Annotated in this window: 8 protein-coding genes; 2 read left to right on the forward strand and 6 right to left on the reverse strand. The window is 53.9% G+C overall.

Going from position 1 to position 9860, the window contains the following annotated elements:
• Nucleotides 1–297: 297 nt before the first annotated feature.
• On the forward strand, nt 298–2346 hold the full coding sequence (locus tag EJP87_RS10450) for a DUF4139 domain-containing protein (RefSeq protein ID WP_130471817.1): 2049 nt from the start codon (nt 298–300) through the stop codon (nt 2344–2346).
• Nucleotides 2347–2474: 128 nt separating this feature from the next.
• The gene (locus EJP87_RS10455) at nt 2475–2936 is read left to right on the forward strand and encodes a pyrimidine dimer DNA glycosylase/endonuclease V (protein ID WP_130471818.1); all 462 of its coding nucleotides are present in this window, start codon (nt 2475–2477) and stop codon (nt 2934–2936) included.
• A gap of 348 nt (nt 2937–3284) precedes the next feature.
• Here the strand turns inward: EJP87_RS10455 and EJP87_RS10460 are convergent, their stop codons facing one another.
• The 6 genes from EJP87_RS10460 to EJP87_RS10485 form a co-directional block, all read right to left on the reverse strand.
• Nucleotides 3285–4604 carry a two-component system response regulator gene (locus EJP87_RS10460; protein WP_130471819.1) on the reverse strand — a complete coding sequence of 440 codons (1320 nt, stop codon included), beginning with the start codon at nt 4602–4604 and terminating at the stop codon, nt 3285–3287.
• Between the two features lie 48 nt (nt 4605–4652).
• Nucleotides 4653–6050, reverse strand: a complete 1398-nt coding sequence (locus EJP87_RS10465) for a DEAD/DEAH box helicase (RefSeq protein ID WP_130471820.1) — start codon at nt 6048–6050, stop codon at nt 4653–4655.
• On the reverse strand, nt 6043–7131 hold the full coding sequence (gene serC, locus EJP87_RS10470) for a 3-phosphoserine/phosphohydroxythreonine transaminase (protein WP_130471821.1): 1089 nt from the start codon (nt 7129–7131) through the stop codon (nt 6043–6045). The genes EJP87_RS10465 and serC overlap by 8 nt, the downstream gene beginning before the upstream one ends.
• Before the next feature lie 108 nt (nt 7132–7239).
• Nucleotides 7240–7557, reverse strand: coding sequence for a hypothetical protein (locus EJP87_RS10475; protein ID WP_130471822.1), 318 nt, complete (start codon nt 7555–7557; stop codon nt 7240–7242).
• A 535-nt stretch (nt 7558–8092) separates the two neighbouring features.
• The gene (locus EJP87_RS10480; RefSeq protein WP_130471823.1) at nt 8093–9160 is read right to left on the reverse strand and encodes an NAD-dependent epimerase/dehydratase family protein; all 1068 of its coding nucleotides are present in this window, start codon (nt 9158–9160) and stop codon (nt 8093–8095) included.
• Nucleotides 9161–9220: 60 nt separating this feature from the next.
• Nucleotides 9221–9860 (reverse strand): NAD-dependent epimerase/dehydratase family protein (locus EJP87_RS10485; protein ID WP_130471824.1); only part of this gene is annotated, 640 nt, incomplete at its 5' end.

Genomic DNA, 9860 nt, shown 5'->3' on the forward strand with positions numbered 1-9860 from the left:
ACGCCGCACATTACCAGCAGGGCTTTGCCCTGCACCCACCAGGAGGAGATAATCTCCTCCTGGACCTCCATAATAATATATTGATATTACCAGCAGGGCTTTGCCCTGCACCCACCAGGAGGAGATAATCTCCTCCTGGACCTCCATAATAATATATTGATTTTTGATTGCCTTGAATTATTGATCCTATCTGGGCAGGGAATAAATTTGTCATAATGGCTCGCTCTGCAGCGCAAGCAGGCTGGATGATCGGCAGTGGACAAGGATGGTATCCTATTGGAGTGGAGAGGAGTGGGCATGAAAAAAGGCTATGGTCTGTTGGGAGGAGCTCTGTTGAGTTCGTTGACGGCACTGGCTTGGGCGGAGGTGCCAATGCGGGCAGTGGCTCTCTTTGCCTCTGGGGTGGGCTATTTTCAGCATGCGGGAACCGTGGCAGCACCCGGAGAGGTGCGTCTCTCTTTCAAGGATGAACAACTGGATGATCTGCTTAAATCGCTGGTGGTGGATGATGTGGATGGTGGCGCAGCGTTACAGGCGATCTATCCATCACGCGAACCTTTGGAACGTCTCTTGGCGGGGTTGCAGGTCGATTTGTCCGATAATCCTGGGGTGGGCGAGCTGCTGAGCCGACTGCGTGGCGCAAAGGTATTGCTCAACTATCATGGCGAGCAGTTGGCTGGTCGATTGCTGGGTGCAGAACAACGTCCGCTCTCCTGGGAGGGTAAAGGGGAGGGGACAAGCAGCGATTGGGTGGTCAATCTGGCCAGCGAAGAGGGAAGTGTGCGCAGCTTGCCCTGGCGCGATTTGCGTGGGATGCAGATTGTTGAGGAGCGGGTGCGTCAGGATCTGGCGCGTTCGTTGGCTTTGTTGGATGGCAACCGGGGTCGGGAGCGGCGGGATGTGGTGATTCCCATTCCAGGGCAGGGGTCGCGACGGATTCGTTTGGGTTATGTGATGGAGAGCCCGGTGTGGAAAAGTGCCTGGCGGCTCAGTTTGTCCTCCACGGAGGGCAAGGGGGGCAAAGCCCGTTTGCAAGGTTGGGCGGTGGTGGAAAATCAGAGCGGTCAAGATTGGCGCGATGTGCGTTTGACCTTGGCCTCCGGTCGTCCGATCTCTTTTATCGAAGAGCTTTCCAAACCCTGGTATCGACCACGGCAGCGGATAGTTGATCCATTACGTTTGCAGGGGGGAGCCGAGCGGGAGGGAGAAAAACAGAGTCGTGCGCAGGCAGAACGGCAACTGATGCGCTCGGCGGCATCCCTGCCGCGCGCCAAATCGGCACGCCAATTCGAGGCCGGAGCCGCTGCCGAAATGGATAGTCAACCGATGCTTGCCCAGCAACCTTGGGAGCTCTCTTTGCCCGACCCGGCGCCAGAAGCAATTGTGGCCAGCGGCGAGCAGGCGGGGGAGACCTTTATTTTCAAGGTGGATGGGGTCCATTTGGAGCGTGGTCAAGGGGCTTTGTTGCCAATTGTCAATGCTGCAGTTGATGTGGAACGTTTGACCGTTTTTGACACCACCTTGCCTGGGGGGGGACGCAGCATGCGGGCGTTGCGGGTGAGCAATGGCACCGCAGGGACCATTTCACCAGGTCCGGTAGCTTTGTATGACGGGGATTTATATGCCGGTGAGGCCCGTTTTGACTATTTGCCGGTGGGGGCAGATCAACTCTTGTCCTATGCTTTGGATTTGGATGTGGAGGTGGTCAAGCAGGGTACTCCGCTGCAAAAGCGTTTGGAGTCGGTCAAGGTGGTCAAAGGGGTTTTGGAGGTGACGCATCGCGAGAAGCGTCTGCAGCGTTATAGTGTGCGCAATCGTGCCAAGGAGAGTCGGCAGGTGATGATGGTACAGGCGCGAGAGGGGGGCTGGCAGATGGTGGCCCCGAACAGTGCACGCGAGAGCGGGCGCTTTTGGCGCATCCCCGTGACGGCAGCGGCAGGCTCGCAGCAGGCTATTGAGGTGGTGGAAGAGCGTGTGCAAGGGCAACAGATAGCCCTCTTGCAGGCGACGGAAGCGGTGTTGAGTGTCTGGGCCTCCGAGGAGGGGATGGATGCAGGTGTGCGCAAGAGTTTGGAGGGGTTGTTGCAAAAGCGGCGGCAGTTGGCGGCGTTAGAGAGCCGGTTGCAGGGACAGCAGGAGGAGTTGCAGCGCATGCAGCAGGAGCAGGTTCGCGTAAGGGAAAATCTGCATACCGTGCCCAACGACAGCCATTTTCATGCCCGCATGTTGGAGAAGATGGATGGTTTGGAAAACCGTATCGAGGGGTTGAACGGCCAGATGGAGCAGTTGCGTCAGGAGTGGGAAGGCGGAAAGGAGCTGCTGGAGCAGGAGTTGTTGCAGATGTAAGGATTGGCGCAAGCGGCCAGGAGGGGTAAAATACCCTCCTGGATGTGTTGCGCTGTGTCGCTACGGAGCACCGATTCTGTTTGTATGCTTGCCCATTATAGGTTAACTCTGTCCAGCGGATACTGGCGATGCGTTTATGGACCCTGCACCCACACTATCTCGATAGCCAAGGATTGGTGGCGCTCTGGCGTGAAGGGCTGCTGGCGCAAAAGGTGTTGCGCGGAGAGAGCAAAGGCTATCAACATCATCCGCAACTGCAGCGGTTTCGTGCGCAACACGATCCTGTCGGCGCTATCGCTTCCTTCCTCTGGGCGGTGCAACAGGAGGCGACGCGCCGCAGTTATCAATTTAATGCCAGCCTGATCTGTCCAGCACCCCCTGCTTCCCCAATGGCGGAAACGCGCGGACAACTGCTCTATGAATGGCAACACCTGCTGCAGAAATTAAACCGACGTGCTCCGCAACTGTTTGCCCTGCTCTCGCCAAACCAACAACCACAACCCCATCCCCTGTTTTATATCGTCGAAGGGGAGGTGTGCTCCTGGGAACGGCTTCGTTCAGGGAATCTGCGCGAGGATAAACCTTCTTGAGGGCCCTCCTCGGCATAGTGCAAAGCCTTGGAGGATGTTTTCACTGTGGGGTAAAGCTCTGGCGGATGTTTTCACTGTGGGGTAAAGCTCTGGAGGATGTTTTCACTGTGGGGTAAAGCTCTGGCGGATAGTGTCGGCGCAGCGCAAATTCTTGGAGGTCGCTTTCCGCACCGGGCAAAACCTTGGAGGCTCCCGCCTCCAAACCTCCGGCTCAAGCGGCGCGGCGCCAAGGCAAAAACCGCCTTGGCTTGTTGTAAAAGCGCCGCAAAAAGCAAAAAGCAAAAGCATTCCAGGAGGGGATAATCCCCTCCTGGACCTCCCTGATAATTTAACAGATTAAATTATCGCTCAATATTTGCGCGGCAAAATCAACGACTCTCCAGTAGATAAATGACAGGCATTACGCCCAGCCCGCTTGGAACAATACATCGCCTCATCCGCACACTTCAATAACGCATCCAACTCCTGAGCATCCTCAGGATAAAAGGCAACCCCTAACGATCCCGAAATATATGCCGGCTTGCCCGTCAACGAAAACTCTTCATTCAAACGATGCAAAATCAAATGGGCAATGGCAACCGCTTGCTGACGCTCAATATTGGGCAAAATAACCGTAAATTCATCCCCACCCAAACGCGCCGCCAAATCACCCTCGCGTAAACAAGATTGAATCCGCTCACTGGAAAGCTTTAATAACTCATCCCCAGCCGCATGCCCTAAATTGTCATTCACCCACTTGAAACGATCCAAATCAATAAAAAGCAAGGATAATCCCTGACCCTTGCCCGCCGACTCCGCCAAATGATGTCGCAAATTTTTCATAAACAAAGAACGATTGGCAATCCCAGTCAACGCATCATAATTGGCTTGATAAAAAATCTTCTGCTCCGCCTCCTTGCGCTCGGTAATGTCACGCAAGATGCCAGTAAACAATATGCGATCAGTAAGCTTGACCTCGCTGATGGTCAACTCAATGGGAAAAGTCTTGCCACTCTTCTTCAACGCTACCAACTCCATGCGCTGCCCCATCACCTTGGCCTTGCCCGTGTGCACATAAGAGGCAATATAACTGTCATGACGCTCCCGATAGGGCGATGGCATCAACATCGATACATTCTGCCCAACCATCTCCGACTGCGCATAGCCAAACAACTTTTCTGCCGCCCGGTTTACCGACTCCATAATCCCAGCCGCATTGATGACAATAATACTGTCAGCCGCAGTATTGAAAACCGCCTCCATCCGCGCCCGACTCTCCAATACCTCCTCCTGGGCAAAGCGACTGTTCAAAGATAATCGTATCCGCTTCTGCAACACACTCCAATGGATCGGCTTGGTGACAAACTCCTCTGCCCCAGCAGCAAATGCCTGCTCCACCGACTCATCATCATTCTGCCCGGTGATCATGATAATGCTCACATCCTTGCCAGTGGGCCCACGCCGTATCTCCGCACAAGCCCGATAACCATCCACCACCGGCATGTTGGCATCCATCAACACCAAATCATGATGCCGCTCACGAAACTTTTTCACCGCCTCCTTGCCATCCGCAGCCAAAGTGACCGAATAGCCATCATTCTCCAAAAAATTTTTAATCAACTCCCGCGCCGAACGGGAATCATCTGCCACCAAAATAACGGGTTGCCTCTTCAAAGTAATTGCTGACATCTCTTCCTCCTGTACACTGTTGGCGACCCGTCCAAAGAAAAAACTGTTTCATCGCTGATAGGCCAAATGTTGACGGCGCTTTTCACTGGTAAAGGTTTCCGCTGTACCTTCCGATACCAATTCGTACAATATTGCCTGTTTTCCTTCGCGTGGTCGTAAAATTCGGCCCAACCTCTGCACATGAGCCCGTACCGAACCACTGCCGGAAACTATAATACCTACCGCAACATCCGGTACATCTACCCCCTCGTTCAAAACATGCGAATTGACCAGAAATGGCAACTCGCCAGAACGAAAATTATCCAACATCTGCTTGCGCTCGGAAATGCGCGTATGATGGGTGATCACCGGCAGAAAAAATGTCTCGCCAATCGCATAGGCCGTGGCATTATCATCGGTGAACAACAACACCTGCTCTCCCTTGTGCCGTCGCAACAACTGCCACACCGTGCGCAACTTGGCTCGCGATGCCCTCGCCAGCCGCTTTTGCAGCAAATAGGCCCGGTAGGCCGCTCGCCCCTCCTGCGAACGGTGACAGATTTGTACAAATTGACTCCAGCCGTTGGGTTCGCTTAATTTTACTCCACAACTTCGTACAAAGTCACGATATTGCGCATATGCATTATTATACGCAATTCGCTCATCCGGGTCCAGGTGTACCGCAATCTGTTCCAACCGGTAGGGAGCCAAATATTCTCCTTCCAGATCGGTAATTTCACTGCGATAACAGATGGCCCCCAGCAGGTCATACAGATCCGCCTCTTGGCCGTCGGTGCGTTCTGGGGTAGCAGTCAGCCCCAAACGAAACGGGGCGATGGATTGGATGGCTGCCAGGCGGGTGGTGGTGGCCGGCAAATGATGGCATTCGTCGCAGATCAACAGACCAAAACGGTCGCCTATCTGCTCCATGCGCAAATAGGCCGAATCATAGGTGGAGACGGTAATGCTCTCCAGTTGATAGTCACCACCGCCCAAAAGACCGATGGGTATTAAGAAGCTGGCCGCCAACTGTTCATGCCACTGCTGCATCAGGTCAAGAGTGGGAACCAAAATCAAGGTATCGCGCTGTGTCTTGGCAATAGCCAAACGGGCTACCAAAGTCTTGCCTGCCCCGGTCGGCAACACCACTACCCCTTGTCGCTTGGCCGCCAGCCAGGCATCCAAAGCCTCCTGCTGATGGGGACGGGGAGCATAGTGCTGCAACAGTTGAAAATTTTGTCTGTTGAAACGACGGGCTTCGTCGCGAAAAGGTATGCGCAGTTGATGCAGAGTCAAGAGGATAATGCCATAACGCCGGGCTTCAGCACGATAACAATCGGTACGTTCATCCCAACGCAAAGAAGCGGCAACAGGGGCCAGTTGTTGGCTGGATCCGGTGATGCGCAAGGAGCCTTGCTCAAACCGGATCCAAACCTCTTCCTGAATAGCGTGGATGGGATCAGCCATGCACCCGTTCAAATTCGGCCATGAATTGCACCAGTGCCTCCACCCCCTCTTCAGGCATGGCGTTATAGATGGAAGCACGCATGCCGCCAACGGAACGATGCCCTGCCAAGGTGACCAATCCAGCCTCTTTGGCTTCGGCCAAAAAGGTGGCATCCAAAGCGGCATCCGCCAAAGTAAAGGGCACATTCATCCGCGAACGGCTGACCGGTTCGGTGGGACATTGGTAGAAGGAGGAGTTGTCAATGGCCGCATAAAGTTTGGCTGCTTTGCGAATGTTGCGCTGCTCCATGGCCGCTACACCACCTTGCTCTTTGGTCCACTGCAACACCAATCCCAGAATATAAATGGCATAGGTGGGCGGGGTGTTGAACATGGAATCATTTTCTGCATGTACTTTATAATCCAACATTTGTGGCAAGCCGCTGCGCCGTCCCAGCAGATCCTTGCGCACAATCACTACCGTAACACCGCTCGGTCCCAGATTTTTTTGCGCTCCCGCATAGAGCAAACCATATTTGCTGATCTCCATCGGGCGCGACAGCACATTGGAGGAGATGTCGGCTACCAGCGGAATGCCGTTGGTCTCCGGAGTATAATAATATTCCGTGCCAAAAATGGTATTGTTGGAGGTGATATGCACATAAGCAGCGTCAGGATTTAACGTCAACTCTGCCTGCGTCGGAATCCGCGAATAGTTGACCGCTTTGCTGGTGGCGGCTATCCGCACCTCGACACCCTGCTTTTTGGCCTCACCATAGGCTTTTTCGGCCCAACTGCCTGTCAATACATAATCGACACTCTGTTTGCCCGGATCGCTCAACAGGTTCATCGGAATCATGGAAAATTGCAGAGAGGCACCCCCCTGCAGCAACAATACCTCATAATCGTCCGGAATCTCCAACAACTCGCGCAACAAAGCCATGGCATTGCCGATGATGGCCATATAAGCTTTGGAGCGGTGGCTCATCTCCATAACCGACATGCCGCTGTTGCCATGTTCGATCATCTCATCACGTGCCCGCTGCAATACCGGTACGGGTAAAACTGCCGGTCCAGCGCTAAAATTAAAGACCCTTGCCATCTCTCTTCCTCTCCTTTATTGCATTCTGATGCGCTGTCGGCAGCAGACATCCAAAAAAAATCCCCGCCGAAGCGGGGTATAATACAACCGATTTTGCTTGTTGGGGCATCAGTTCCGGTTTTTTTTCCAAAAAAGAATTTTCCCGCATGATTCACACTTGCGCAGATTGGCAAAAAAATAAAGCACTCCCACTACAATAATCAAGGGAACCACGATGCGCCCTGCAGCAACGATCGGTCCCATTGTCACATCCTGCTTAATCAACTCTCCCGGATTGTTCAGCACTCCAAACAGAGTAATCAAGGATACAAACAGTGCACCCATGACCACCAAGACTTGGCTGCGTATCAACGGCTTGGCATGATGATCCATTTTGGCCTCCTTTTCAGGTTTGGCCCCCTCAAGCTCTTCCATAATATCGACCACCCTTTCTCCCAGGCAAGGAAAAAAAGCGAAGCCATTCCTGGATAAGTCAAATTTTGCATTGCAGCATAAGCAGTTGTTCTCCCATGCCACGAGAGCTGATTCGGTTAATGTAACACAGGGCTCTGCTCCTGGCAAGAGAATCCACGCAAACAAACAGGGCAATCGCATTTGCCAATTTCCTCACTGTTGCCACAAGCGAAACTGTGCATGTCGGGCGTCCGCCCTCCCAAAGAGTGCCCCTTCGGGGCACAAATCGGTGCGGCGTGCGCGAATGCTTAAGCATTCGCTTTTGTGAAACGCCGCACATTACCAGCAGGGCTTTGCCCTGCACCCACCAGGAGGAGATAATCTCCTCCTGGACCTCCATAATAGTTTTCTGATTTTCAAATGCAATTGCCCTGCGCAAACAAAATGCTGCGGCAATTTGTGGATTGTCTTTGCCCATGTGTTGTGCAGAGCCAACATTGGTTTGTTTTTGTGGCAGATGCGTCCATTATGGCCTGCCGTGCATCTTTTCTCCACTCCACAACAGTGTTCAAGCGCTTTGCTGGCGCAGACCGGCGATGATCTCTTCGATAATCTCACGTATGCTTAAGGTCAAACGCCAGCGGGGATAGTGGCTGGCAAATTTTTGGACATCGCTGATCCACCACTGATGGTCGCCAATGCGGTTGCCGGGGACTATGCTATAGTCCAGACGACGGCCACTGATCTCCTCACACAAGGCAATCGCCTCCAAAACAGAGCAGTTGGCAATCCGTGCCCCACCCATGTTGTAGACCTCCCCGGAGCGGGGGGCCTGGAAAAATTCCCAGAATGCCTGCACCAAATCACGAACATGAATATTATCACGTACCTGCTTGCCCAAATAGCCAAATACAGTATAGGGCCGACCGCTCAACACACATTTGCTTAACCAGGCCAGAAAGCCGTGCAGTTCGGCGCCTGCATGCCCGGAGCCGGTCAAACAGCCTCCACGAAATACCGCTGTCTTCAGGCCAAAATAGCGACCATACTCCTGGGTCAGCACATCGGCGGCTACCTTCGAGGCACCAAACAGGCTGTGCAGGCAGTTGTCAATCGACATGCTCTCATCGACGCCGCGCAAGGCATAGGGATGGGCAGGATCCAACTCCCAACGACTTTCCAACTCGATGAGGGGCAGATGATTGGGTTGATCACCATAAACCTTGTTGGTGCTGGTAAAGATAAACGGCACCTCTGCAGCATGGCGCCGGGTTGCCTCCAGCAAATGCAGGGTGCCATTGGCATTGATGGTAAAATCAGTCAGCGGCTCACGTGCCGCCCAGTCATGCGAGGGTTGGGCGGCGGCATGCACCACCCCTGCCAGATCTTTGCCATGCTCGGCAAACAGCGCCTCAATAGCCGCCTGATCACGAATATCCAGATCCAAAGCGCGATAACGTGGGCCATAGGTTTGCCGCAAGCGCTCCCCGGCAGCCAGGGTCGAGCCATCCTCACCAAAAAAATATTGGCGCATATTGTTATCGATGCCGATGACATCGTAACCTTGCTCGGCAAAGAGTGCCACTGTGGCACTGCCTACCAAACCATGGGCACCCGTTACCAGCACAATACTCATCGATACTCTCCCTGAAAAAGCAGACAATGCCCATCGCGTGCGCTTGCCCACGCCCGCCTGTCAACCACGCAACAAAGGCTCCAATTGCCCCCGATTATCCACCAGCCAACGCACCACATCCTCCGCAAGCCGCTGCACCGTGCGCTGCGGACGCCAACCACACAATTCGCGCAATCGGCTCTGATCGGTCACATAATAGGGAATATCTGCCGCACGGCTCTCCGGTTGACTGCCGAGGGCCAGTGTGCAACCGGTTGTCGCAACCGCCAAACGGCTCAACTCATACAACGACAACGCATTCTCTGCGCCACCGCCAGCATTGAGGGGAGTGTCGGTAAAGAGATGCGCCGCTTCCATCTGTAAACGCACCAGATCATACAGATCATCAATATGCAAAAAATCACGCACCTGTTTGCCCTTGCCGCCAAAACCGGAATAGGAAAGGGCTCCTTGATAGAGATGGCGGGCCATCCACAAGACAAATACCCCCTGATCCACCTTGCCCATCTGCCAAGGACCGGCAATCACCCCACAGCGCAATATGGTTGCTGGGAGTTGATAGAGCGCCACATACTCGGCAATCAACAACTCCGCACTCAACTTGGTTGCTCCATAGAGTGAGCGACTGCCAGACAAGGGAAAATCTTCGTTGATGCCCGCCGCCGACCAGCCGAGACCGTGTGCGCTGGCAGGCAGAGCC

It is taken from the genome of Candidatus Magnetaquicoccus inordinatus, assembly GCF_004217665.1.
Classification (GTDB): domain Bacteria; phylum Pseudomonadota; class Magnetococcia; order Magnetococcales; family Magnetaquicoccaceae; genus Magnetaquicoccus; species Magnetaquicoccus inordinatus.

Bases quoted from the DNA above. Each gene is read 5' to 3' on its own strand.
- EJP87_RS10450 (WP_130471817.1), top strand. From the start codon at position 298: ATGAAAAAAGGCTATGGTCTGTTGGGAGGAGCTCTGTTGAGTTCGTTG.
- EJP87_RS10455 (WP_130471818.1), top strand. From the start codon at position 2,475: ATGCGTTTATGGACCCTGCACCCACACTATCTCGATAGCCAAGGATTG.
- EJP87_RS10460 (WP_130471819.1), bottom strand. From the start codon at position 4,604: ATGTCAGCAATTACTTTGAAGAGGCAACCCGTTATTTTGGTGGCAGAT.
- EJP87_RS10465 (WP_130471820.1), bottom strand. From the start codon at position 6,050: ATGGCTGATCCCATCCACGCTATTCAGGAAGAGGTTTGGATCCGGTTT.
- serC (WP_130471821.1), bottom strand. From the start codon at position 7,131: ATGGCAAGGGTCTTTAATTTTAGCGCTGGACCGGCAGTTTTACCCGTA.
- EJP87_RS10480 (WP_130471823.1), bottom strand. From the start codon at position 9,160: ATGAGTATTGTGCTGGTAACGGGTGCCCATGGTTTGGTAGGCAGTGCC.